Annotated in this window: 23 protein-coding genes and 1 tRNA gene; 16 read left to right on the top strand and 8 right to left on the bottom strand. The window is 61.8% G+C overall.

Features of this window, described 5'->3' with window-relative positions:
* The first annotated feature begins 115 nt into the window (after window positions 1–115).
* The 3 genes from K7H91_RS10210 (at window position 116) to K7H91_RS10200 (ending at window position 2,423) form a co-directional block, all read left to right on the top strand.
* Window positions 116–811, top strand: a complete 696-nt coding sequence (locus tag K7H91_RS10210) for an orotate phosphoribosyltransferase (RefSeq protein WP_230720123.1) — start codon at window positions 116–118, stop codon at window positions 809–811.
* A gap of 29 nt (window positions 812–840) precedes the next feature.
* Window positions 841–1,767: a carbohydrate kinase family protein gene (locus tag K7H91_RS10205; protein ID WP_230720122.1), complete on the top strand. Its 927-nt coding sequence runs from the start codon at window positions 841–843 to the stop codon at window positions 1,765–1,767.
* Window positions 1,768–1,907: 140 nt separating this feature from the next.
* Entirely contained in the window at window positions 1,908–2,423 is a 516-nt protein-coding gene (locus K7H91_RS10200) for a hypothetical protein (protein WP_230720121.1), read from the top strand.
* Window positions 2,424–2,496: 73 nt separating this feature from the next.
* On the opposite strand, the gene K7H91_RS10195 is transcribed toward K7H91_RS10200, so the two are convergent.
* A complete protein-coding gene (locus K7H91_RS10195) occupies window positions 2,497–4,554 on the bottom strand; it encodes a M3 family metallopeptidase (RefSeq protein ID WP_230720120.1) in 2,058 nt (685 codons plus the stop codon).
* Between the two features lie 138 nt (window positions 4,555–4,692).
* On the opposite strand from K7H91_RS10195, the gene K7H91_RS10190 reads away from it, so the two are divergent.
* The 3 genes from K7H91_RS10190 to K7H91_RS10180 all read left to right on the top strand — a co-directional run bounded on the left by K7H91_RS10190 (window position 4,693) and on the right by K7H91_RS10180 (window position 7,206).
* Window positions 4,693–5,130 carry a MarR family winged helix-turn-helix transcriptional regulator gene (locus K7H91_RS10190; protein ID WP_230720119.1) on the top strand — a complete coding sequence of 146 codons (438 nt, stop codon included), beginning with the start codon at window positions 4,693–4,695 and terminating at the stop codon, window positions 5,128–5,130.
* 14 nt (window positions 5,131–5,144) lie between these two features.
* On the top strand, window positions 5,145–6,440 hold the full coding sequence (locus tag K7H91_RS10185; protein WP_230720118.1) for a multidrug effflux MFS transporter: 1,296 nt from the start codon (window positions 5,145–5,147) through the stop codon (window positions 6,438–6,440).
* A gap of 76 nt (window positions 6,441–6,516) precedes the next feature.
* Window positions 6,517–7,206, top strand: coding sequence for a hypothetical protein (locus tag K7H91_RS10180; protein ID WP_230720117.1), 690 nt, complete (start codon window positions 6,517–6,519; stop codon window positions 7,204–7,206).
* A 73-nt stretch (window positions 7,207–7,279) separates the two neighbouring features.
* Here K7H91_RS10180 and K7H91_RS10175 read toward each other — a convergent pair whose 3' ends face one another.
* Window positions 7,280–8,500: an argininosuccinate synthase gene (locus K7H91_RS10175; protein ID WP_230720116.1), complete on the bottom strand. Its 1,221-nt coding sequence runs from the start codon at window positions 8,498–8,500 to the stop codon at window positions 7,280–7,282.
* 209 nt (window positions 8,501–8,709) lie between these two features.
* On the opposite strand from K7H91_RS10175, the gene K7H91_RS10170 reads away from it, so the two are divergent.
* The 4 genes from K7H91_RS10170 (at window position 8,710) to K7H91_RS10155 (ending at window position 11,798) form a co-directional block, all read left to right on the top strand.
* Window positions 8,710–9,576 (top strand): SDR family NAD(P)-dependent oxidoreductase, encoded by an 867-nt coding sequence (locus K7H91_RS10170; RefSeq protein WP_230720115.1) that lies wholly within the window; start codon window positions 8,710–8,712, stop codon window positions 9,574–9,576.
* A complete protein-coding gene (locus tag K7H91_RS10165) occupies window positions 9,566–9,910 on the top strand; it encodes a TfoX/Sxy family protein (protein WP_230720114.1) in 345 nt (114 codons plus the stop codon). The genes K7H91_RS10170 and K7H91_RS10165 overlap by 11 nt, the downstream gene beginning before the upstream one ends.
* 111 nt (window positions 9,911–10,021) lie before the next feature.
* Window positions 10,022–10,651 (top strand): riboflavin synthase subunit alpha, encoded by a 630-nt coding sequence (locus K7H91_RS10160; RefSeq protein WP_230720113.1) that lies wholly within the window; start codon window positions 10,022–10,024, stop codon window positions 10,649–10,651.
* 169 nt (window positions 10,652–10,820) lie between these two features.
* Window positions 10,821–11,798: a hypothetical protein gene (locus K7H91_RS10155; protein WP_230720112.1), complete on the top strand. Its 978-nt coding sequence runs from the start codon at window positions 10,821–10,823 to the stop codon at window positions 11,796–11,798.
* Here K7H91_RS10155 and K7H91_RS10150 read toward each other — a convergent pair.
* From K7H91_RS10150 to K7H91_RS10140, 3 genes are read right to left on the bottom strand one after another with little or no spacing between them, the layout of a single operon-like run.
* Window positions 11,789–12,298 carry a flavin reductase family protein gene (locus K7H91_RS10150; protein ID WP_419197470.1) on the bottom strand — a complete coding sequence of 170 codons (510 nt, stop codon included), beginning with the start codon at window positions 12,296–12,298 and terminating at the stop codon, window positions 11,789–11,791. The two genes, K7H91_RS10155 and K7H91_RS10150, sit on opposite strands and share 10 nt — an antisense overlap.
* A gap of 20 nt (window positions 12,299–12,318) precedes the next feature.
* On the bottom strand, window positions 12,319–13,209 hold the full coding sequence (locus K7H91_RS10145) for an aldo/keto reductase (RefSeq protein WP_230720110.1): 891 nt from the start codon (window positions 13,207–13,209) through the stop codon (window positions 12,319–12,321).
* Entirely contained in the window at window positions 13,209–14,366 is a 1,158-nt protein-coding gene (locus tag K7H91_RS10140) for an LLM class flavin-dependent oxidoreductase (RefSeq protein WP_230720109.1), read from the bottom strand. The genes K7H91_RS10145 and K7H91_RS10140 overlap by 1 nt, the downstream gene beginning before the upstream one ends.
* 75 nt (window positions 14,367–14,441) lie before the next feature.
* Here K7H91_RS10140 and K7H91_RS10135 point away from each other — a divergent pair, with 75 nt between their 5' ends.
* The 3 genes from K7H91_RS10135 (at window position 14,442) to K7H91_RS10125 (ending at window position 17,614) form a co-directional block, all read left to right on the top strand.
* Window positions 14,442–15,149, top strand: coding sequence for a GntR family transcriptional regulator (locus K7H91_RS10135; RefSeq protein WP_230720108.1), 708 nt, complete (start codon window positions 14,442–14,444; stop codon window positions 15,147–15,149).
* 11 nt (window positions 15,150–15,160) lie between these two features.
* Window positions 15,161–16,276: a Gfo/Idh/MocA family oxidoreductase gene (locus K7H91_RS10130; RefSeq protein ID WP_330166000.1), complete on the top strand. Its 1,116-nt coding sequence runs from the start codon at window positions 15,161–15,163 to the stop codon at window positions 16,274–16,276.
* 123 nt (window positions 16,277–16,399) lie between these two features.
* Window positions 16,400–17,614 (top strand): EAL domain-containing protein, encoded by a 1,215-nt coding sequence (locus K7H91_RS10125; protein WP_230720107.1) that lies wholly within the window; start codon window positions 16,400–16,402, stop codon window positions 17,612–17,614.
* Window positions 17,615–17,672: 58 nt separating this feature from the next.
* Here K7H91_RS10125 and K7H91_RS10120 read toward each other — a convergent pair whose 3' ends face one another.
* From K7H91_RS10120 to K7H91_RS10110, 3 genes are all read right to left on the bottom strand, one after another.
* Entirely contained in the window at window positions 17,673–17,867 is a 195-nt protein-coding gene (locus K7H91_RS10120; protein WP_230720106.1) for a hypothetical protein, read from the bottom strand.
* A 286-nt stretch (window positions 17,868–18,153) separates the two neighbouring features.
* Window positions 18,154–18,240: transfer RNA gene (locus K7H91_RS10115), tRNA-Leu, on the bottom strand.
* Between the two features lie 103 nt (window positions 18,241–18,343).
* On the bottom strand, window positions 18,344–18,646 hold the full coding sequence (locus tag K7H91_RS10110; protein ID WP_230720105.1) for a SelT/SelW/SelH family protein: 303 nt from the start codon (window positions 18,644–18,646) through the stop codon (window positions 18,344–18,346).
* Window positions 18,647–18,908: 262 nt separating this feature from the next.
* On the opposite strand from K7H91_RS10110, the gene K7H91_RS10105 reads away from it, so the two are divergent.
* The 3 genes from K7H91_RS10105 to hemH all read left to right on the top strand — a co-directional run bounded on the left by K7H91_RS10105 (window position 18,909) and on the right by hemH (window position 22,646).
* Entirely contained in the window at window positions 18,909–19,445 is a 537-nt protein-coding gene (locus K7H91_RS10105) for a hypothetical protein (RefSeq protein ID WP_230720104.1), read from the top strand.
* Between the two features lie 174 nt (window positions 19,446–19,619).
* Window positions 19,620–21,233 (top strand): bifunctional metallophosphatase/5'-nucleotidase, encoded by a 1,614-nt coding sequence (locus K7H91_RS10100; RefSeq protein ID WP_230720103.1) that lies wholly within the window; start codon window positions 19,620–19,622, stop codon window positions 21,231–21,233.
* A gap of 375 nt (window positions 21,234–21,608) precedes the next feature.
* A complete protein-coding gene (hemH, locus tag K7H91_RS10095) occupies window positions 21,609–22,646 on the top strand; it encodes a ferrochelatase (RefSeq protein WP_230720102.1) in 1,038 nt (345 codons plus the stop codon).
* The last annotated feature ends 21 nt before the right edge of the window (window positions 22,647–22,667 follow it).

Genomic DNA, 22,667 nt, shown 5'->3' with positions numbered 1-22,667 from the left:
TTTCCTTATCCTCGGGCCACCAAAGCGCTATCTTTCCCGTGCCGACGATTGATTTTTCCCGCCAGACAGGGCACGGACAAGCCACAGACAGGGCCGCCAGACGAAAGGAACCGAGATGACGAGCGCGAGTTTTGCCGAGCCGCAGGTGATGGCCGATCTGATGGCCCGGATGCTGTGGGAAATCGAGGCGGTGCATTTTTCGCCCGACGAGCCCTACAAGCTCTCCTCCGGTCTGGTGAGCCCGGTCTATATCGACTGCCGCCGGCTGATCTCGTTTCCGCGCATCCGCTCCACCCTGATGGATTTCGCCGCCGCCAAGATCATGGCCGAGGCCGGCTTCGAGCAGTTCGACTGCGTGGCCGGCGGCGAGACCGCTGGCATTCCGTTCGCCGCCTTTCTGGCCGAACGCCTCGACCTGCCGATGATCTACTGTCGCAAGAAGCCGAAGGGCTATGGCAAGAACGCGCAGATCGAGGGCCATATGCCGGAAGGCGCGCGGGTGCTGGTGATCGAGGACCTGACCACGGCCGGCGGTTCGATGTTCAACTTCATCGACGCGATCCGCAATGCCGGCGGCATCGTCAATCACGGCATGGCGCTGTTTTATTACGATATCTTCGCCGAAGCCGGGAAACGTTTCGCCGATGGCAGCGTTGACCTACATTATATCGCGACCTGGCAGAACGTGCTGGCGGTGGCGCGGGAGAAGAAACTGTTCGATGACAAGGCGCTCGATTCCGTCGCCGATTTTCTCGACCAGCCGATGGCCTGGTCGAAGGCGCGCGGCGGCGTTGACCGACTGTCCGCCTGAGACGCGCTGAAAACAACTGGGAGAACATAATGATCCTGTGCTGCGGCGAAGCCCTTATCGACATGCTGCCCCGTGAGACCACCAAAGGCGAGCCGGCGTTTTCGCCCTATGCCGGCGGCGCCGTCTGCAACACGGCCGTCGCCCTTGCCCGGCTCGGCCGGCCGACCGGCTTCTTCTCCGGCCTGTCATCGGACCTGATGGGCGACATCATCCGCGAAAAGCTCGACGCTTCCAATGTCGACCATTCCTATGTCGCCACTTCCGACCGCCCCACCACGCTCGCCTTCGTCAAGCTGGTGAACGGCGCGGCGAGCTACGCCTTTTATGACGAGAACACCGCCGGCCGGATGATCACCGAAGCCGACCTGCCGGTGATCGGCGATGATTGCAGCGCCATGCATTTCGGCGCGATCAGCCTGATCCCCGAACCCTGCGGCTCCACCTACGAGGCGCTGTTGATGCGCGAGGCGGAAAAGCGCGTGATTTCGCTCGACCCGAATATCCGACCGAGCTTCATCACCGACGCCGACAAGCACCGCGCCCGGATCGAGCGGATGGCGGCGAAGGCCGATATCCTGAAATTCTCCGATGAGGATCTCGACTGGTTCGGGCTCGAAGGTTCGCTCGACGACAAGGCGCGCCACTGGATTGCGGCCGGCGCCAGCCTCGTCGTCATCACCCGCGGCAGCGACAGCACGATCGGCTATACCGCGCATGAGAAGGTCGAAGTGCCAAGCGAAAAGGTCGAGGTGGTCGACACCGTCGGCGCCGGCGACACGTTCGATGCCGGCATCCTCGCCTCGCTCGACCTCGCCGGCCTGCTGACCAAGGACAAGGTGAAGACGCTTTCCGCCGACGCCATCCGCGACGCCCTTGCGCTCGGCGCAAAGGCCGCCGCCGTCACCGTCTCCCGCGCCGGCGCCAACCCGCCCTTCGCCCACGAAATCGGGCTCTGATCCGCAACGTGCAGCTGAAAGCCTTGCTGCTTCAAAGTACGAAATCAGATTGATGAGACTAGGGTCTGACCGGGATCATACATACAACCACTTCAGATCATCTTCATCTTTTTTGATCTGACCTTTTGTCGGTATCTGAGATGGACAAGAAACATCGCTCCGTACCCAAAGAGGTAATTCCCGATCTCTACGCGATGGTCGGCATGGTCATTGCAAATTGGACGTTTGTCGAAAACTCTCTCGATGCGTGGGCTGCAATCGCCTATCACGATCATGGCGGAAATAAAGTCGAGCCAGAGCTTCCTCGTCAATTTTCTAGGAAAGTCAAATTTCTAAGAAAGTGTTTCAACCGACTTTCCTCGCTTGCTCCATTCAAGGAGGAAGCTCTGTCATTGATATCAAAATCAGAGGGATTGTCCGAAGTCCGCCATTATGTAGCGCATGGAGTGCTTTCCGATTTCGACCAGTCTGATGAGTCCTTTCGATTCATAAAAATCGACATGACCAGCGACAAGAAGCAGCATATAATAGGAGAGTTACATATCACGGCGGTGAAGCTTCTGCAGGCAGGGACGGATTTAGTCGAAATGGCAGCAGAAGGACAAAGAATAACAGGAAACCTTCTTGATGCCGGGGAAATCAATGCAGAGGATTGACTCGCTGCCTGAAACGGGAGGCAGGTTAACGAACCTTCCGGTTTTTGTATAAACTATACGATTTGCATACCTCCTACACCAGCCCGCGCCCCTTCAGCATCGCCTCCGGGCCCGGCATGCGGCCGCGGAAGGCCTGATAGGCGGCCTCGGGTGCGACCGAGCCGCCTTTGGTGAGGATTTCCGACTTGAGCTTGCCGGCGGTTTTCTGATCGAAGACGTCGCCCGCCTCCTCGAAGGCCTCGAAGGCGTCGGCGTCGAGCACTTCGGACCACATGTAGGAATAATATCCTGCCGAATAGCCGTCGCCTGCGAAGATGTGCAGAAAATGCGGGATCGCGTGGCGCATCGCGATCGCCTTCGGCATGCCGATCGCGTTGAGCACGCCTTCCTGGAACGCCACCGGATCGGCCGGCGGGTGTTCGGCGGTGTGAAGGCGCATGTCGACGATCGCGCAGGCGGTGTATTCGACGGTCGCGAAGGCCTGGCCGTAGGTCGCGGTGGCCAGCACCTTGTCCATCAGCGCCTCTGGCATCGGCGCGCCGGTTTCGGCGTGAAGCGCATAGGTTTTCAGCACCTCCGGCGTGGTCAGCCAGTGTTCGTAAAGCTGGGAGGGCAGTTCGACGAAATCGCGGTCGACGCCGGTGCCCGAGACGGACGGATAGGTGACATCCGACAACATGCCGTGGAGCGCATGGCCGAACTCATGGAACAGCGTGCGGGCGTCGTCCAGCGACAGAAGGGCGGGCTTTCCGGCGGCGGGCTTGGCGAAGTTGCAGACATTGATGATGATCGGTATCTCGCCCTCGGCGCCGTTGGGCAGCTTCAGCCGGTGCTGGCTCTGCAGTGCGTTCATCCACGCGCCGGAGCGTTTCGAGGTGCGGTTGAAATAATCGCCGAGGAACAGCGCGATCAGATCGCCGTCGGCATTGCGGATTTCATAGACCCGCACATCCGGATGATAGGCCTTCACATCCGGCTTCGCCACGGCGCGGATGCCGAACAGGCGCTCGGCTACCGAGAAACAGGCCTCGATGATCTTTTCGAGCTGAAGATAGGGCTTCACCTCGCTCTCGGAGAAATTAAATTTCCGGGCCTTCAGTTTCTCGGAGTAATAGCGCCAGTCCCAGGCCTCGATCTCGCCGTTGTAACCTTCCTCGGCGGCAAGCGCCCGCAGCTCCGCCTCATCGGCGGCCGCTGCCTTCACGGCCTTTTCCCAGACATCCATCAGCAGCGCATCGACGGCGTTCGCGGTCTTCGCCATGGTGTTGTCGAGCTTCAGCGCGGCGAAATTCTCGTAGCCGAGAAGTGCGGCCTTTTCGACCCTGAGCGCCAGCGTTTCCTTCATGATGTCGCGGTTGTCGTGCTCGCCACCGGACAGGCCGCGCGCGGTCCAGGCCCGGAACGCCTTTTCGCGCAGGTCGCGGCGGGCCGAAAGCGTGAGGAACGGCTCCACGATCGAGCGCGACAGGGTGACGGCATATTGGCCCTCGCGGCCGCGCTCGCTGGCCGCGCCCGCCATCGCATCGACCAGAAAGTCGGGCAAACCGGCAAGCTCATCTTCTTGCGTCAGGAACATCGCCCAGTCGCTCTCGTCGGCCAGCACGTTCTGGCCGAAGGCCGCGCCGAGTTCGGCGAGCCGGCGATTAACGGCGGCCAGCCGTTCCTGCTCCGCGCCCTCAAGCTTTGCGCCGGAGCGGACAAAACCCTTCCAGTGGCGCTCCAGAACGCGCAACTGCTCGCCGGTCAGCCCCAGCCCATCGCGCGCCTGCCAGAGCGTGTCGATACGCTGGAACAGCGCCTTGTTGGCGCCGATCGCGGAATAATGGCCGGAGAGCTTCGGAACAATCTCCCGCTCTATCTTCTGGACCTCCGGATTGGTATCGGCCCCGGCGCGCGTGAAGAACACGGCGCTGACCCGTGACAGCGCATCGCCGGAAACCTCCAGCGCCTCGACCGTGTTGACGAAATCCGGAGCATCCGGGTTTGCCGCGATCGCGTCGATCTCGCGATCATGGTCGGCCATCGCCCAGTCGAAGGCAGCAGTGAAATCGCCGTCCGCGATGCGGTCGAATTCGGGCAGGCCGGAAAATCCTTCCCAGCGAATGAGGGCGCTGTTGATCTGGTTGGTCATGTCGCATCGGTCCTTTCATGCTGCCTGGCGGCGTAACATGTGTGTGCGGCAGACGCGGCTTCAAGGCAAGGGCCTTGATCGACCGTTTAAAAAATAGTAAGCAATGCTTATTAAATTGCCGACCACGGGAAAAACCCAATGACGCAAGCACCGACCGACAGGATCGGTTTCCTGCTGAACGACGTCGCACGGCTGTTTCGCGCGGCCTTCGAACGCGAGATCGCGAAAAGCGGGCTCGGCGTGACGCCTGGCGAGGCGCGCGCGCTTGCCCGCATCGCCGCCATCAACGGTGGCCGGCAGAGCGAGATCGCAGTGGCGCTCGGCATCGAGCCGATGACGCTGTCGCGCTATGTCGACGGGCTGGAAAAGGCAGGGCTGATAAAGCGCACCGCCGACCCGAAAGATGGACGCGCCAAATGCGTGACCACGACCGAGAAAGCCGACGCCGTGGTGACCGCCATCCGCGCGCATTCCGACGATCTGCTGGCGCGCCTGCAGGCAGACCTTCCCGAAAGCGACAGGCAGGCGCTTTCACGGGCGCTCAGAACCATGCGCAACAATTTCGCGCGACTGTGAGAGATGACGGGACGATGAGCCAGAATTCCACAACCCGACCGTTGATGAGCGAGCGCCGCACAAGCGTGCTGGGCGCGGCGCTCTCCATGCTCGGGCCAATCTCGCTGTCGCTCTATACGCCCGCCATGCCGGCGCTGACGGAGGCCTTTGGCACCACCGATGGCGCGATCAAGCTTTCGCTCTCGCTTTATTTCGGCGGCTTCGCCTTCGCCATGCTGGTCACCGGTCCGCTGTCGGACGCGTTCGGGCGGCGGCGCACCGTCGTCTGGTTCCTGGCGCTCTATCTGCTCGGCAGCGTTCTCGCCACCTTCGCGGTCAGCGTGCCGATGCTGCTGGCGGGCCGGCTGGTGCAGGGCATCGGCGCATCGGTGGGGTTGACCGTCGGCCGCGCTATCGTGCGCGACCAGTTCACCGGCGAGCCGGCGTCACGAATCCTCAACATGCTCGGCATCATGCTCGCCGTTGGACCGGCGATCGCGCCGACATTCGGCGGCATCATCCTTTATCTCATTGGCTGGAAGGCGATCTTTGTCGCCATGATCGGCTTCGGCCTCACGCTCGGCGCGCTGGTGCTGCTGCTGATGGCCGAGACCGGCAAACCGGATCGCGCCAAGGCCCGGCCGCTGCCGCTTATGAAGGCCTATGGCCGGCTGTTGCGCAGCCAGCATTTCATGGCGTCCTCGCTGGTGATCGCCGCCTCGACCGGGTCACTTTACGCGCTGGCCTCAATCCTGCCCTTCGTGATGATCAACCTTGCGGGCCTCACGCCCTCGCAATTCGGCATCGGCATGCTGATGCAGACCGGCTGCTATTTCTCCGGCTCGGTGATTTTTCGCGTTCTGCTCCGCTGGTTCACTTCGAAGGCGCAGGTGGCCTTCGGCCTGGTTTTCGTCGGCATTGGAGCGGCCTCGCTGGCCATTTCCACCGAGATCCTGCCGATCTCCTATCTTTCGGTAATGCTGCCGGTCGGCTGCTTCGCCTTCGGCATCGCCTTCCTGATGCCCTATATCACCAACGCCGCGCTGCTGCCCTTTCCCGATATCGCCGGCTCCGCCTCGGCGATGATGGGCTTCATGCAGATGGGCTCCGGCCTCGTCACCGGCATGATCGCCGCCCTTCTCGGCTCTCCTGTGCTGGCCATGCAGATCATGGTGCCGGCCATGGGCGCGATCGCGGTGGCCTGCTATCTCTGGCTCCGCCTGATCGAAACGCGAGAGCCGGCATCTCCGGAAATCCGGGAGCCGGCCGAACCGCCTGCAGCCGGCGATGACTGGAACAAGGCCCCCCAGCGCTCCGCAGCGATAAAATAACGGACATATCGCCTTTTACTGGTATTTCCCGCGTAAGCCCGCTAGGGTTGAGATCGTGATTCCGGGGACACAGGCCATGTTGCGCAATGCGCTCGATTTCATGCGGGCCAATGTCAGGTTCTTTGCGATCGTGATCGTCGCGACGGCGGTTCTTCCCGCGCTCGCGCCCGCCGCCATCGCGAGCCTGCTGGAGGTCGTCGCAAGCAGCGCGGTTCTCTTTCTCATCTACAGGCGGCTCCTGCGACAGGCCTCCTTGAACCCCTTCAGCCCAGGCGCGGGGATCACGCCTGCGGAACTGTTCGGTTTCGTCTGGCGCGACCTTGTCATCGTGGCCATGTCGGTGGCCATTCCAATCCTGCTGCTTCTGGCCGTGACCCTTGTCGACCTGACGAATGTGAACGTCAGCATCGCCCTGATCTACGGAGGTACCGTGCTTCTCGAGCTTTCCGCGGTCTGGGGCATTGCCTATTTCGGCACATGGCTCCCGGCATATGTCTATGGCCAAAACCCGACATTCCGGGCGGCGCGAAAGCGCGGTCAGGCGAGTTTCGGCTCGCTTGCATGGCGGTTCACGCTATTGTCGCTGGCGGTGTTCGCCATCGGTTTCGCGCTCGGCCAGATTGACGGCCCGCTCGGACTCTCCGATGCGACATGGCTCTACTGGCTCGTCATCATCCCGATCACCGGCGCCATCAACTGGTTCGTCAGTGTCTATATCGCCGTGGCGCTGTGCCAGGTCTATCTGACGCTCGAAAAGATCGTCTGACGCCGTCGGGGTGAGGTCCCCGGAGGCGAGGTCGACGAGGCAACTGGGTCGCCGCCTCGTCTTGCAAGATTGCTCACATCCGGTCGCGCTTGGCGAGCGTGCGCAGGCGCAGCGCATTGAGCTTGATGAAGCCGGCGGCGTCCTTCTGGTCGTAGGCGCCGTGGTCGTCCTCGAAGGTGACGAGGGCTTCGGAATAGAGCGATTTCGGGCTCTCGCGGCCGATGACCATGACATTGCCCTTGTAGAGCTTCAGCGTCACCTCGCCCTCGACATGCTCCTGGCTCTTGTCGATCGCGGCCTGCAGCATCATCCGTTCCGGCGAGAACCAGAAGCCGTAATAGATCAGCTCGGCATATTTCGGCATCAGCTCGTCCTTCAGGTGCGCCGCACCCCGGTCGAGCGTGATGGATTCAATGGCGCGGTGCGCGGCCAGCAGGATGGTGCCGCCAGGGGTCTCGTAGACGCCGCGCGACTTCATACCGACGAAGCGGTTTTCGACCAGATCGAGACGGCCGATGCCGTTGTCGCGGCCATAATCGTTGAGCTTGGCAAGGATCGTCGCCGGGCTCAGACGCTCGCCATTGATCGAAACGGCGTCGCCCTTCTCAAACCCGACCTTGATGATCGTCGCCTTGTCGGGGGCGGCCTCCGGCGAGACGGTGCGCATATGCACATATTCCGGGGCCTCGATGGCCGGGTCTTCCAGCACGCGACCTTCGGAGGAGGAATGCAGCAGGTTGGCGTCGACCGAGAACGGCGCTTCGCCGCGCTTGTTCTTGGCGATCTGGATCTGGTGGCTTTCCGCGAATTCCAGAAGGTCGGTCCGGCTCTTGAACGTCCAGTCGCGCCAAGGCGCGATGATCTTGATGTCGGGGTTGAGCGCATAGGCCGACATTTCGAAACGGACCTGGTCGTTGCCCTTGCCGGTTGCGCCATGGGCGATCGCGTCGGCGCCGGTCTTTTCGGCGATCTCGATCAGGTGCTTGGAGATCAGCGGCCGGGCGATCGAGGTGCCAAGCAGGTAGACGCCCTCATAGACGGCATTGGCGCGGAACATCGGGAACACGAAATCACGGACGAATTCCTCGCGCACATCGTCGATGAAGATTTCCTTCACGCCCGCCTGTTCGGCCTTCAGGCGCGCCGGTTCCAGCTCCTCGCCCTGGCCGAGATCGGCGGTGAAGGTGACGACTTCAGCGCCGAGTTCGGTCTGCAGCCATTTCAGGATGATCGAGGTGTCGAGTCCGCCGGAATAGGCGAGCACGACCTTCTTGACGTCTTTGTGCGTTGCCATGTGAGTTCAGGTCCATGTGGTGTTTGAATGTGTGAGCCGTTTTAGCGGCTTTGCGCGGCCACGCAAGGAAAACCGTGGCGAAGCGCCGCGCAGTCTGGCCAAATTGCGCATTGACACGAAGTTTCATCTGCCAAAAAGTCATGAGCAAAGCCAAACCGCGCGCCAGATCGCCCGGCGACCCGGCAAAAAGCGGAAAACGGGAGGAAATCATGAGCCAGCATCCTGCACTGAAAGCGGGCAACGCCGCTGTCATCACCGGCGGTGCATCGGGCATCGGCCTTGCCGCCGCCAAAGCTTTCATCGACCTCGGCATGAATGTCATGATCGCCGACCTGAAGGGCGAGAAGCTGAAGCGGGCCGGAGACGAACTGGCCGAACTTGCCGAAAAGAAGGGCGTGAAGGCGCTGGCGCATGCGACCGACGTTTCCGATCTGTCGGAGCTGGAGGAGCTGGAGCGCGCCGCCCACCGCGCCTTCTGCAATATCCACGTGCTGATGAACAATGCCGGCATCCAGCCCGGCACCGCCATCTTCGGCAAGCAGTCGCCATGGGACCGGATCATCGGCGTCAACCTCACCGGCGTCATCAACGGCACCCGCATTTTCGCACCCGAAATGCGCGCCCATGGCGAGCCGGCGATGATCATCAACACCGGCTCCAAGCAGGGCATCACCACGCCGCCCGGCAACCCGGCCTATAATGTCGCCAAGGCCGGGGTGAAGGCGTTCACCGAGGCGCTGCAGCATGAATTGCGCAATATCGAGGGCTGCAGGCTCGAGGCGCATCTGCTGATCCCGGGTTTTGTGTTCACGCCGTTGACCGCCAATGGCCGCGATGAAAAGCCGAAGGGCGCGTGGACGCCGAAGCAGACCGTGGACTTCATGCTGAAAAGCCTGGAGGCGGGCGATTTCTACATTCTGTGCCCCGATGGCGAGGTCGACCGCGCCACCGACAAAAAGCGGATGATGTGGGCGATCGGCGACATCGTCGAAAACCGCCCGCCGCTGTCGCGCTGGCATCCCGATTACGGCGAGGCCTTCAAGGCCTATCTCAACGGGAGCGCCGATGGCCATTGACGAGGAACTGGCGGCCCGTGTGCGCGACCGCCTCGAAGGCCTTGAGGGGCTCGGCGAGAAGAAGATGTTCGGCGGGCTCTGCTTTCTGGTGAACGGCCATATGGTGGTCGCCGTCAGCCGGCGGAAATCCGGCGAGGGCAATTACCTGTTCCGCATCGGCAAGGAAAACGCCGATGCCGCCGCCCGGCTCGGACGTTCGGAGCCGATGGTCCATGGCGGGCGCAAGATGAGCGGGTTCTACCATGTCGACGCCGACGACTGCCCGGACGCGACCTTCAACGAATGGCTGTCGATCGCCGTCGAAAACGCCTATTCCCTGCCGCCCAAGGCATGAACGCACCGTCTTCGGCAGCGCACTTGTTTTCAGGCGTAAGCCCGCTCATATTGCCGGCGATCCGATGATTTCGAGCAAGGTCGCGCCGTGCCCGCGCGACGGGAGAATTCCATGTATACCGGCATCGTCCAGGCCGTCCGGCCGCTTTCCGACATTACCGCCTATCCCGGCGGCAAGACCTTCACGGTCGCCTTCACCGATGAATTGCTGGAAGGGCTGAAGCTCGGCGCCAGCGTGAATATCGAGGGCGTGTGCCTGTCGGTCACCGGGATTGCCGGCCACAACGTCACCTTCGACGCCATGAATGCCACTCTGGAGCGCACCAATCTCGGGGCGCTTGCCAAAGGCGATGGCGTCAATCTGGAACGCTCGGCCAAGATGACCGATGAAAACGGCGGCCACGTGATCGCCGGCCATGTGGCGACAACGGCCACCGTGGAAGCAATCAGCACCGCGGAGGAAAGGGCCTTCATCCGTTTCCGCGTGCCGGAGGAATGGGCGAAATATATCTTTCCGCGCGGCTATCTAGCCGTCAACGGCTGCAGCCTGACGGTGGCGGAGGTCGAGGACAATCTGTTTACCATCAACCTGATCCCGGAAACCCTGCGCCAGACCACGTTTTCCCGCTACAAGCCCGACGACCTTCTGAACATCGAGGTCGACCACCAAACCATGGTTCTGGTCGACGTCATCGAACGCACGGTGACGCGCGTCCTGCCGGGACTTGTCGCCGGGCGCTGACCGGGTTGTCCCCGAGGAAATTTCAAACGCTTTCGGGCGCTTGCCAAACGAGGTTAACAGGCCGGTAACCATTTTTTCCTCTCTGCCCTTCCCCTTCGTCCGGACTTCACATTCGGCGCTATACTCGTCATCAAAGCAGTCGGGCAGATCCGGCAGTCGAGGACAAGCGATGACATTCAGGTTTCTACTGGCGGCGGCATACCTGGCAGCTTCCGCCGCTGCGGCCGAGCCCGCGAATTTCATCTATTCGGGCGATGCCGATGAGGTGACGCTGACGCGCCTGTTGCAGCGGCCCGATATTGAGGGGCTCCAGCAGATCTACAGCTGGCGGCAACTCGAGCCCGGCGAAGGCGTATATGACTTCTCGGAGGTCGAGGCGGATCTTGCCCGCACGGAGGCGCTCGGCAAGCAATTCTTCATCCAGATCCAGGACCGTTTCTTTTCCAACGAAGCCCGTCGCCTCCCCGACTATATCCTGACCGACCCGATCTATGAGGGCGGCCTCGTGGCCCAGATGGACGGCAATGGCGAGGAACTGGCCTTTCAGCAGGGCTGGGCCGCGATCCAGTGGAACGACGCGCTGCGGACGCGCTTCCAGGCCTTGCTGACGGCGCTCGCCGAGGAGTTCGACGGCCGCATTGCCGGCATCAACCTCCCGGAAACCGCGATCGATATCGATATGGAGGCCGACACGACCGGCTTTTCCTGCGACGCCTATTTCGATGCCGAGCTCGACAATCTCCGCCACGCCCGATCCGTTTTCGCCGAGAGCAATGTGGTGCAGTATGAGAATTTCTGGCCCTGTGAATGGAACAACGACCACGGTTATATGGAGCGGCTGTTCGAGACGGCGGCAGCGGACGGCATCGGCCTTGGCGGTCCCGACATCGCGCCATATCGAAAGGGGCAGATGAAGAACGCCTATCCGTTCTTCCACGATTATCACGACCGCCTGCCGGTGGTCGCGATGGCCATTCAGGAGCCCACGCTGAAATACAGGAACGACGAGACCGGCAAGCCCTATACCAGGGCGGAGTTCGTCGATTTCGCCGAGAACTATCTTGGCGTCGATATCATTTTCTGGACGCCCGACGCGCCCTGGCTTTTCGAAGACCGAACCGGTGGGCGGGCGGCGTCTCAGCCGTGATGGGCAAACCGGCCGAAGGCGCCGCGCGAGAAGATCAGCGGTTCGCCTTCGCCGTGGGCGGCGCGTAGCACCCGGCCGATGACGATGGTGTGATCGCCGGCCTCATGGGTATTGGCGCGGGCGCATTCGAACCGCGCCAGCGTTCCCGCGAGCACCGGCACGCCTTCTTCGTTCAGGTGATGGTCGAGGCCTTCAAACGCCGCTCCGCCACGCGTGAAGCGGGCGGAAAGGTCGTGCTGGTCGGCCTTCAGCACATGGATGGCGAAATGGCGCGCGCCGGAAAACAGGTCGTGGCGGCGCGAAGACTTGGCCGGCGACCACAGCACCAGCGGCGGATCGAGCGAGACCGAGGCGAAGCTGTTGACCGTCATACCCTGCGGTCCGGCATCGCCCTGCAGCGTGACCACGGTGACGCCGGTTGAGAACGCGCCGAGCGCATGGCGATAGCGGCGGCTATCGGCCGGGTCGGGCACGAAAACATTGTCTTTTGCGATCGCCATCCGGTGCAATGTCATTCTTCTTAAGGAACCTCGTATCCGCGCGCGGTCCCGAACAGGGCGAACCAGTCCTGGCGGTCGAGTTCGACCTTTTCCGCATCGGCAATCGCGGCAATCCGGTCGAGATTGTTGGTGCCGAGTACGGGCAGGATATTGGCCGGATGCGCCAGAAGCCACGCGATCGCCACCGCCGATGCATCGACGCCGAAGCGTGCGCCGATCGTCTCAAGCGCGGAAAGCAGTGGCTTGCCGGCTTCGGAGAACAGCCGCCCCCCGCCGAGCGGAGACCATGCCATCACCGGCAGCTTGCGCTCCTGCAGAAAGGCGAGGTCGCCATTGGTGAAGGGCTCGGTCGCCAGCAGGCCGAGTTCGATCTGATTGGTGGCGAGCCAGCTTTCCATATTGGCCTGCAGCAGGGTGAAATCATGCGGGCGGAAATTGGAAACGCCGGCGGTAAGGATCTTGCCCTCGGCCACCAGATCGTCCAGCACCCGGCCGGTCTCCTCCGGGTCGATCATCGGGTCGGGACGGTGGATCAGAAGAAGATCAACATGATCTGTTCCCATGTCCCGAAGCGAGGCCTCGACCGAGGCGCGGATATGCTGCGCCGACGTGTCGTAATGCTTCACCCGCTTGGCCGAATGCCGACCCATCGGCGCGACGATGCCGCATTTGGTGACGATCTCGATCCGGTCGCGCAGGCCGGGCGAGGCCTTCAGCGCGCCGCCGAGTACGGCTTCAGCCGTGTAGCCGCCATAGATATCGGCATTGTCCATGGTGGTGATGCCCTGCGCGAGGCAGGCCTCCACCTTGGCCTGAACGGTTTTCGGCGTCGCATCCCCCTCGGCGATGCGCCATAGGCCGTAGACCAGACGGCTGAAACTCAAATCCTTCGCGATATCGACCCGTTGCATCAATGCCTCTCTCCAACGCCGAGCGGCGTTGCCGGTGTGGTTTCTGGAACCCGGTCATATACATGCGGCAGCGAGCAGGTCTCAAGCGCCGGCAGAACTTTCGTGCCGAAATGATCGGCCTCGTCGAGATGCGGATAGCCGGAGAGGATGAAGGCGCGAATGCCCATGTCGCGATATTCGGCAAGCTTCGACAGCACCTGATCGGTGGAGCCGACCAGCGCCGCGCCGCAGCCCGAACGGGCACGGCCGATCCCCGTCCACAGATTGGGCTCGACATAGCCGAACTGGTCGGCCAGTTCGCGGGCGCGGGCCTGATGCGAGACGCCGAGCGAGGCGGCATCATGGGCACGATCGCGGATCAGCCTTCCATATTCATCGTCGAGCTTCGAGACCAGATGATCGGCGTATTCGCGCGCTTCCTTCTCGGTATCGCGCACGACGACATGGACCCGCAGGCCGTAATCGAGCGTGCGGCCATGGGCTGCGGCGCGCGCGTGAACGGCTTTCATCCGCTCGGCGAGCTGGTCCTTCGTCTCCGGCCACATCAGATAGACGTCGCATTGCGCGCCGCACAGCTCCAGCGCATCGGGCGAATAGCCGCCGAAATAGAGCAGCGGCCCGCCATTCTGCTGATAGGGCCGCGCGGGCTCGGTCGTCACCTTGTGAAACTGATAGATTTCGCCGTCGTAATTGATCTCGTCGCGGGTCCAGGCCTGACGCAGGATCTCCACCACCTCGTGGCTGCGGCGATAGCGATAGGCGCTGTCGGCCTCTTCGCCCGGAAAATTGGAAGAGATCACGTTCAGCGTCAGCCGACCCTTCAGCATGTGATCGAGAGTGGCGACCGTGCGCGCCAGCATGATCGGCTGCATCTCGCCGCAGCGGATCGCCGCCAGGAAATTGATTTTTTCCGTAATCGGCGCGCATCCCGCCACGAAGCTCAGCGTATCCTGCCCCACCTGATAGGAGGACGGACACAGGATGTTGCGGAAGCCATGCGCCTCCGCCGTCTTCACGATCGCCGAGCAATGGTCGAAGGACGAGCGCAGGCTGCCGTCCGGCACGCCGAGATAGGCGTAGTCATCCGAACACAGCGCGGAAAACCACGACACTTCGGCAGCGTTCAGGTCGGCGGATGTCACGGGCACGACGGTCATGCGTTTCTCCCAATTTTCTGCTTGCGTATCATCAAATTTTAAGTAAATCAATAGTGTATCAATTTTGAGGTGACGATGAAATCCCGCAATGACGGCAGCCTTCCGGTCTATCTTCAGATCGTCGAACTGATCGTGCGCGATCTGGCGGCGGGACGGCTGGTCGACGGCGAGAAGCTCGCGCCCGAACGCAAGCTCGCCGCCGAACTCAACGTCGCGGTCGGGACGCTGCGCAAGGCGCTCACCGAACTGGAGACGCGCGGGCTGCTGGAACGCCGCCAGGGCTCCGGCAATTACGTGCGCGCGATCGCCGATCCGGCGAGCGTCTACACCATGTTCCGGCTGGAGCTGATCGAAGGCGGCGGCCTGCCGACGGCGAGAACGCTTTCGGTGGACCTTCTGGAAAAGCCGGACAGCCTGCCGAATTTCGGCGCCTCGGCCAAGGCCCACCGGATCCGCCGCCGCCGCTATGTCGGCAAGCAATTTGCGGCGCTTGAGGAAATCTGGCTCGACGCGGCCTATGCCGAGACGCTCACCATCACCGATCTTTCCGAAAGCCTCTATCTCCATTACCGCACCCGACTGGGGCTCTGGATCACGCGGGCCGAGGACCGGATCGGGCTTGGCCACGCGCCGGACTGGGCGCCGGACGATTTCGGCCTTGCCTCCGGCGCGCCGGTTCCCGAGGTGCAGCGGGTCTCGTTTGATCGGGACGGCGAGAAGGCGGAGTTTTCATACACATGGTTTGACCCGGCGGTGGTGCGTTATGTCGCGCGGCTCAAATAGGAGGGGCTGAGGTGAAGGCAATCTACGGCATTATCGGCTGCGGTATGATGGGGCAGGAGCATCTGCGCAATATCGCGCTTCTGCCCGAGGCGGAAATCGGCGCGATCTTCGAGCCCGATCCGGAGATGCGCGCGAAAGCGGCAGCGCTTGCGCCTGAGGCAAAGCTCTGCGACAGCCTCACCGACCTGCTTGCGGTGGAGGCGATCACCTGCCTGCTGATCGCCAGCCCCAACCACCTGCACCTGTCGCAGATGGAGGAGATCGCCCGCACGCGGCCGCTGCCGCTGATGGTGGAAAAGCCGCTTTTCACCGATCCCGGCGATACCGCCCGGGTGAGCGCCTTCAAGGCGAACTATCCGGCCCCTGTCTGGGTGGCGATGGAATACCGCTACATGCCGCCGATCGCCCGCCTTTTGAGCGAGGCAGACAGCGTGACCGGCGGCGTGCGGATGCTGACCATCCGCGAACATCGCTTTCCGTTTCTCACCAAGGTCGGCAACTGGAACCGCTTCAACCGCTATTCCGGCGGCACGCTGGTGGAGAAATGCTGCCATTTCTTCGACCTGATGCGGCTGGTGATGAAAAGCGATCCGGTCAGGATCATGGCAAGCGGCGGTCAGGCCTTCAATCACCGCGACGAGATGATCGACGGCCATGAACGGCCGGATGTCTGGGACCACGCCTATGTGATCGTCGACTTCGCCTCGGGCAGCCGCGCGGCGCTGGAGCTTTGCATGTTCGCGGAAGGTGCGCGGTTTCAGGAGGAGATTTCGGCGATCGGCCCCGAAGGCAAGATCGAATGCCACGTGCCCGGCCCGACCCGCTTCTGGCCGGCCGAACTCGGAGCGCCGCCGGAAGCCCGCATGGTCTATTCCCCGCGCAATCCCAAGGGGCCGCGCGAAGCCGTAGTCCCGGTCGATCCGACGCTCTTGATGGCCGGTGATCACAATGGCTCGACCTTCTACCAGCATCAAAGCTTCGTCGCCGCGATCGCCGGTTCGCGCCCGGTAGAGGTAAGCCTCGAGGATGGCTGGTGGGCCGTCGCCATGGGCCATGCCGCGCAGCAATCGGCCATGAGCGGCCACGCGGTGAAGCTTGAAGGCGACCATTTCAGGGTCCAGACTTGACAAAAGGCAAGAAATTCAACACCAAAGCGGTCGTTCCGTTGCGCACGACGCACCTTCAAACTGGACGTCGACACACGAACCGCTGTAGCATGCCGACGAGCACGAAACAGCGGACGCAAAACGATGGGTCGCCTACCCCTGAACCTGACCCTGGGCCCGATAGACCAGCCCAGGGATGCCGTCGATATTATCCTTGAGACGGTGCGCAAGCATTTCGACATGGAGGTCGCCTATCTTTCCGAGATCGTCGACGGCCAGTCCGTTTTCCGCGCGGTCAGCGCGCCGGGTTTCGAGGCGCTTATCAGCCCGGGATCGGTCATCCCGCTTTCCGAGGTCTACTGCCAGCACATTCTCGACGGCGTGTTGCCGAACCTGATGACCGACACCAGCCAGCACCCGCTCGCCGTGGCCATGCCGATCACGCGCAACGTGCCGATTGGCGCGCATCTGAGCCTGCCGGTCTACCGCGACAATGGCCAGGTTTACGGCATGCTCTGCTGCCTGCGCACCACGCCGCATCCAAGCCTTGGCGAGCGCGACCTTGCAGTCATGGAGACCTTTGCCGGGCTTGCCGCGAACCAGATCAACGACGGCTTGCGCCGTCGCGCCGAGATCACCGACATCAATGCGCGCCTCGACAGCGCGTTGGTTGACGACGGTTTCAGGATCGTGCTGCAGCCGGTGGTGGATCTGGAAACCCTGCGGCCGATCAAGTTCGAGGCTCTGTCGCGGTTTAAAGGCGGCGGCCCGCCCAATATCTGGTTCGAGGAGGCCCGAAAGGTTGGCCGACAGGTTGAGCTCGAAATTGCGGCTGTGGGCAAATCGCTGGCATTGCTCGATCAACTCCCGCAGGAGATGGCGATCGGCTTCAATGCTTCGCCGCAGACCATTGCCAGCGGGGCCCTGCTTGAAGCAATCGGCAATATATCGCCGGAGCGTCTTGTGGTGGAGATTACCGAGCACGACGTGGCGGAGGATTTCAACGAGCTCGCAACCGCGCTCGACGCGCTGCGTGAGCGGGGCATACGCACCGCCGCCGACGATGTCGGCGCCGGGTTCTCTGGCCTTATCGCGCTTCTGCGCATGCGCCCCGATATCCTGAAGCTCGATATCGAACTGGTGCGCGACATCAATTCCAACCTCGCCAAGCAGGCGCTGGTCCTCGGCATGGTCGACTTCGCCCGCCAGACCGGCGCGCTCACCATCGCCGAAGGCGTGGAAACCGAAGAGGAATACGCAACCCTGCTCCGCCTCAAGGTCGATCTGGGCCAGGGCTACCTGTTCGGCAGACCGATGGATATTGGCGGTGCGCAGAAATGGCTGGCGGAAAGACGTTAGAGTCCTTCGACAGAACGCGCCGCCGGATCTTTACTCGGCGACGCGTTATACGCGATCACTAATCTTCTCCGAGGTCCTTTTCATTATGTATAAGCTCGAGTGCTCCATACATACGAACCGCGGCAGCGCTGTAACCCAGCTTGATGGCAAGATCCAAGGACGTTTCTATGGACCTCAGCATTCTCGTTTTCTTTGATTCTTCAATCAGCCAGCGCCCAGCGCGCTCCTGATTCTCCGCACTAATATCATGCATTCCTTCACCTCCCTTTTATATTTTCTGAGGCGCGCCCTGTTGCACAATAGCTGTATATTTCAATATATGAATAATTGAAAAACCTGATACAGGCAATACTAATGATTGTATAAATTGTTACTATTGGGGTGTTTTATTTCAAATCCCGAAGGTAGACTACAACCGAACCGGGAAATTCTGTCAAAGCGCACGACTTATACGGCATCAATGACGGTCGGCGCGACAACAGCCGTCCGGTTCCCGCTAGAATAGCGAGGCAAAACAAAATCAGGATATCGAGATGAATTGGTGCCCAGAAGAGGACTCGAACCTCCACACCCTTGCGAGTACCAGCACCTGAAGCTGGCGCGTCTACCAATTCCGCCATCTGGGCAATGACGGCTCGTTTAAGAGGCGTGGCGGCATTAGTCAACGGGTATTTGACGTTTTCGCGACAAAAAAGCTGTTCGCCTCGGCCACGCCTGTCGCCTGTCGCCTCAGTCCTGCTTTCCGGGCTCGCCCGCGCGATCGACATGGCCGAGATCGCGATCGGGATCGATGATGTCGCGGACCTTCTGCTTGAGCTCCTTGGGGCCGGGAAAGCCGCCATCGCGCTTACGCTCCCAGATCAGGACGTCATCAACCCAGATCTCGAAAATGCCGCCAGTGCGCGGCTCGAGCGTGACCGCGCCGATTTCAAGCGAGAAGGTCGAGAGCAGTTCCTGCGCCATCCATGCCGAACGCATCAGCCAGTTGCACATGCTGCAATAGACAATTCTGATTCTCGGCTTTTCCGCCATGCGCCGCCTCCTTTTCGCGTTTGCCTCTCAATAGAACAGTTTCGGGTCCGGTGGATACTGGTTCATCGTCCGCGACGGCGGAAAACACAGGCAAGTTTCGGCATATGCCGGGTTTGATTCTGTGGCACTGACACGCACGCGGACAGTGAGCCTTCCATGCAACGGTGCGGCGGGGATGGAACCAAGTCAGCCCTCTTGCAGTTGATTTTTGAAGCCAGATAAGCCTTTCTTGTACCCGAACCGATTGCGAAAGAGCGCGCCCGTGAAAACGATCCCGATCCTGACCCTCGTCTGCTGCACAGTGCTTGCCGCTTCCTGCACCACCACGCCCCAGTCCGGCCGGCTGCCCACGACGCCGTCGGCACCCCAGGCTCCCGTTTCCGCCGTTGATGGCGAGTGGCGCGACAAGGACGGGATCATATCGCGCTTTGCCGGCGGCCGGTTCGAGACGCTTTCGGCCGACAGCAACACCACGCTCGCCATCGGCACCTATGCCGAGACCGGCAATCTGATCGAAATCGAGCTGACCTCGGTGCTGCGCCGGACCCAGTCCAGGGTCAACTGCGCGCTGGTGGCTCCCTATCTGATGAACTGCACGCCGAGCCAGGGCGCGAAATTCTCGCTCTACAAGCCGAGCATGGCTCCCGTCGGCTTCACCCTGCCGGACCTGTCCCAGCAGGTGGCGAGCGCTCAACCCGCCCAAGCGATGCCGGCCAACACCATGACGCCGCCGGCATCGATGCCCGCCACGACACCGTCGGTGAATTTCTCCGGCGCGCAGACCGGCGCCAGTTTCTGACGACGCGGTCTGGCGGCCCGCCTTTTCCCGGCCGGAACGGTCGGGAGGCCCGCTTTTATGGCCTCTCCTGAAATCGGCACTTGACGCAACCGTTTAAAACGTCGTCACATTCCCGTGTAAAGTTAAGTGCCGGGCGGCAAGTGCCGCGATTTCATTCTGCACCAGGAGTTTGCCATGCATTCCCTTTCGAAAGCCGCCCTCTTCGCGGCAACCGCGCTGACCCTTTCAGCCGGCAGCGCCCTTGCCGATTTCGAGCTCGAAATCCTGCATATCAACGACCTCCATTCGCGCATCGAATCGATCAACAAGTATGATTCGACCTGCTCGGCGGAAGACGATGCCGCCGGCGAATGCTTCGGCGGCATTGCCAGGGTCAAGACCGCCATCGACCAGAAGCGCGCCGACAATGAAGGCGAGAACCTGCTGGTTCTCGATGCCGGCGACCAGTTTCAGGGCTCGCTGTTCTACACCCATTACAAGGGCGAGCCGATCGCCGAATTCATGAATGACATCGGCTTCGATGCGATGGCGATCGGCAATCACGAGTTCGACGACGGCCCGGAAGAACTGCTTGCCTTTATCGACGCCATCGATTTCCCGATTCTCTCGGGCAACACGATCGCGGCCGAAGACAGCATCGTTCACGGCAAGTTCGAGGGTTATGAGATCTTCGATTTCGACGGTGAGAAGGTCGGGGTCGTTTCGGTACTGGCAACCGATACCGACGAGACGTCATCGCCCGGCCCCAAGATCACCTTCCAGGACGAGATCGAGTATCTGCAGAAGGCGGTTCCCGAACTCGAGGCAGAGGGCGTCAACAAGATCATCCTTCTGTCCCATGTCGGCTACAAGCGCGACCAGGAGATCGCCGCCGCCGTCGACGGCATTGATGTGATCGTCGGCGGACACAGCCACACCCTGCTTTCCAGCACCGACGACAAGGCCGCCGGCCCCTATCCGACGATGGTCAAGAACCCGTCGGGCGAAGAGGTTCCGGTCGTCACCGCCTATGCCTATTCCAAATATCTCGGCGATCTCAACGTCACCTTCGATGATGACGGCAAGGTGATCGACGTTTCCGGCGCGCCAATCCTGCTTGATGCGTCCGTGACCCCGGACGAAGCCTTCGCGGCACGGGTCGCCGAACTCGATGCGCCGCTTGAGGAGCTGAAGAAGCGGGAAGTCGGCGAAACCGCGGGCGAGGTCAATGGCGACCGCACCGTGTGCCGCGCCGAGGAGTGCTCGATGGGCAATCTCGTGGCCGACGCCATGCTCGCCCGCGTCGCCGATCAGGGCATCACGCTCGCGATCCAGAACGGCGGCGGCGTGCGCGCGTCGATCGACACCGGGACGGTGACCATGGGCGAAGTGCTGACCGTGCTGCCGTTCCAGAACACGGTCGCGACCTTCCAGCTCAAGGGCGCCGACGTGATCGCAGCACTCGAAAACGGTCTGTCGCAGATCGAGGACGGCGCCGGGCGCTATCCGCAGGTCGCCGGCATGAAATACACCTATGATTCCAGCAAGGAACCGGGCAGCCGCGTCGTCTCGGTCGAGGTCGCCGACGGCAATGGCGGCTTCACGCCGATCGACGAGACCGCCACCTACGGCATCGTCACCAACAATTATGTGCGCGGGGGCGGCGACGGCTATGCCGTGTTCGCCGAAAAGGGCATGAACGCCTATGATTTCGGCCCCAACCTGGAAGATGCCGTTGCCGAATATATCGGCATGAACAGCCCCTACGAGCCTTACACCGACGGCCGCATTACCGACGTGGCGAAGTAATAGAAGCGTCTCGGGAGCCGCTTGGGCTTCAGCAGCATTTTGCGGCTCCCGCCTTTCTTCGGGTCACCCTCGGGCTTGACCCGAGGGTCCAGGCAACGTTCTCCGTGGGGCCTCGATGCTCGTGTCAAGCACGAGCATGACTCCTGAAAGGCTGGCTGTCCGGGACGCGGGACGTGGCGCTGTGCGTCGTTCACGCTTATGAACTTTTGTAGAGCCCCTTCTGCGTCTGAAGCTCAATCACTCTTCGCATGCGCTGGCTGCCATGCTGGCGCAGCCAGCACCGCCCCGATCCATCTGCGACACCGTATAATCTGGCGAAGCCTTGTTTGCGTTGTTATATGACAACCGACAACGACAACAATGGAAAGGCTGCCGATGTCAGAAATGCATGCCGCATGGCCGGACAAACACCCCAGCGTCGCCTTCGGCAAGGTCGGCGTCCTGCTCGTCAATCTCGGCACGCCCGACGGCACCGACAAGGCTTCGATGCGGCGCTATCTTGAGGAGTTCCTGAAGGACAAGCGCGTGATCGAATGGCCGCGGGCGCTGTGGTATCCGATCCTCTACGGCATCGTTTTGAACCGCCGCCCGGCCAAGGTCGGCGAAGCCTACAAGCTGATCTGGAACAACGATCTGGATGAGAGCTATCTGCGCACCTACACCCGCAGCCAGGCCGAAAAGCTTGCCGCGCAATACGCGGACACGCCAAACCTGGTGATCGACTGGGCGATGCGCTACGGCCAGCCCTCCATCCCCGCGCGCATCGAGGCGCTGAAGGCGGCCGGCTGCGAGCGTATCCTGATCTACCCGCTCTACCCGCAATATGCGGCGTCGACCACGGCGACCGTCAACGACAAGGCGTTCGAGGCGCTGCTCGCCATGCGCTGGCAGCCGGCCCTGCGCACCGTGCCGCCCTATCACGATGATCCGGTCTATATCGACGCGCTGGCGAACTCGGTCGAGAACCACCTCGCCACGCTTGATTGGGAACCGGAACTGATCATCACCTCGTTCCACGGCATCCCGCAGTCCTATTTCAAGAAGGGCGATCCCTATCACTGCCAGTGCCAGAAGACGGCGCGGCTGTTGCGCGAGCGGCTGGGGCTTTCCAAGGAGCGGCTGATGATCACCTTCCAGTCGCGCTTCGGGCCGGAGGAATGGCTGCAGCCCTATACCGACAAGACCGTCGAGGCGCTGCCGAAAAAGGGCATCAAGCGGATCGCGGTGATGAACCCCGGCTTTGTCTCCGACTGTCTGGAGACGCTGGAGGAAATCGGCGAACAGGCCCGCGAAAGCTTCATGGAGCATGGCGGCGAGAAATTCACCCATATTCCCTGTCTCAACGACAGCGACGAGGGCATGCGGGTGATCGACCACGTGGTTGCGCGCGAGCTGTCGGGCTGGGTAAATTGAATAATAGCCGGAGAAACCGGC

This window comes from Martelella mediterranea (assembly GCF_021021415.1).
Classification (GTDB): domain Bacteria; phylum Pseudomonadota; class Alphaproteobacteria; order Rhizobiales; family Rhizobiaceae; genus Martelella; species Martelella mediterranea_C.
This window is presented reverse-complemented; position numbering and strand designations above follow the sequence as displayed.

Excerpts from the sequence above, each read along its gene's own strand:
- K7H91_RS10145 (WP_230720110.1), bottom strand. The coding sequence starts at position 13,209 with ATGCAACGGGTCGATATCGCGAAGGATTTGAGTTTCAGCCGTCTGGTC.
- K7H91_RS10185 (WP_230720118.1), top strand. The coding sequence starts at position 5,145 with ATGAGCCAGAATTCCACAACCCGACCGTTGATGAGCGAGCGCCGCACA.
- K7H91_RS10150 (WP_419197470.1), bottom strand. The coding sequence starts at position 12,298 with ATGGCGATCGCAAAAGACAATGTTTTCGTGCCCGACCCGGCCGATAGC.
- K7H91_RS10205 (WP_230720122.1), top strand. The coding sequence starts at position 841 with ATGATCCTGTGCTGCGGCGAAGCCCTTATCGACATGCTGCCCCGTGAG.
- K7H91_RS10165 (WP_230720114.1), top strand. The coding sequence starts at position 9,566 with ATGGCCATTGACGAGGAACTGGCGGCCCGTGTGCGCGACCGCCTCGAA.
- K7H91_RS10140 (WP_230720109.1), bottom strand. The coding sequence starts at position 14,366 with ATGACCGTCGTGCCCGTGACATCCGCCGACCTGAACGCTGCCGAAGTG.
- K7H91_RS10100 (WP_230720103.1), top strand. The coding sequence starts at position 19,620 with ATGCATTCCCTTTCGAAAGCCGCCCTCTTCGCGGCAACCGCGCTGACC.
- K7H91_RS10160 (WP_230720113.1), top strand. The coding sequence starts at position 10,022 with ATGTATACCGGCATCGTCCAGGCCGTCCGGCCGCTTTCCGACATTACC.
- K7H91_RS10135 (WP_230720108.1), top strand. The coding sequence starts at position 14,442 with ATGAAATCCCGCAATGACGGCAGCCTTCCGGTCTATCTTCAGATCGTC.
- K7H91_RS10200 (WP_230720121.1), top strand. The coding sequence starts at position 1,908 with ATGGACAAGAAACATCGCTCCGTACCCAAAGAGGTAATTCCCGATCTC.
- K7H91_RS10170 (WP_230720115.1), top strand. The coding sequence starts at position 8,710 with ATGAGCCAGCATCCTGCACTGAAAGCGGGCAACGCCGCTGTCATCACC.
- K7H91_RS10195 (WP_230720120.1), bottom strand. The coding sequence starts at position 4,554 with ATGACCAACCAGATCAACAGCGCCCTCATTCGCTGGGAAGGATTTTCC.
- K7H91_RS10175 (WP_230720116.1), bottom strand. The coding sequence starts at position 8,500 with ATGGCAACGCACAAAGACGTCAAGAAGGTCGTGCTCGCCTATTCCGGC.
- hemH (WP_230720102.1), top strand. The coding sequence starts at position 21,609 with ATGTCAGAAATGCATGCCGCATGGCCGGACAAACACCCCAGCGTCGCC.
- K7H91_RS10210 (WP_230720123.1), top strand. The coding sequence starts at position 116 with ATGACGAGCGCGAGTTTTGCCGAGCCGCAGGTGATGGCCGATCTGATG.
- K7H91_RS10110 (WP_230720105.1), bottom strand. The coding sequence starts at position 18,646 with ATGGCGGAAAAGCCGAGAATCAGAATTGTCTATTGCAGCATGTGCAAC.
- K7H91_RS10125 (WP_230720107.1), top strand. The coding sequence starts at position 16,400 with ATGGGTCGCCTACCCCTGAACCTGACCCTGGGCCCGATAGACCAGCCC.
- K7H91_RS10155 (WP_230720112.1), top strand. The coding sequence starts at position 10,821 with ATGACATTCAGGTTTCTACTGGCGGCGGCATACCTGGCAGCTTCCGCC.
- K7H91_RS10120 (WP_230720106.1), bottom strand. The coding sequence starts at position 17,867 with ATGCATGATATTAGTGCGGAGAATCAGGAGCGCGCTGGGCGCTGGCTG.
- K7H91_RS10180 (WP_230720117.1), top strand. The coding sequence starts at position 6,517 with ATGTTGCGCAATGCGCTCGATTTCATGCGGGCCAATGTCAGGTTCTTT.
- K7H91_RS10190 (WP_230720119.1), top strand. The coding sequence starts at position 4,693 with ATGACGCAAGCACCGACCGACAGGATCGGTTTCCTGCTGAACGACGTC.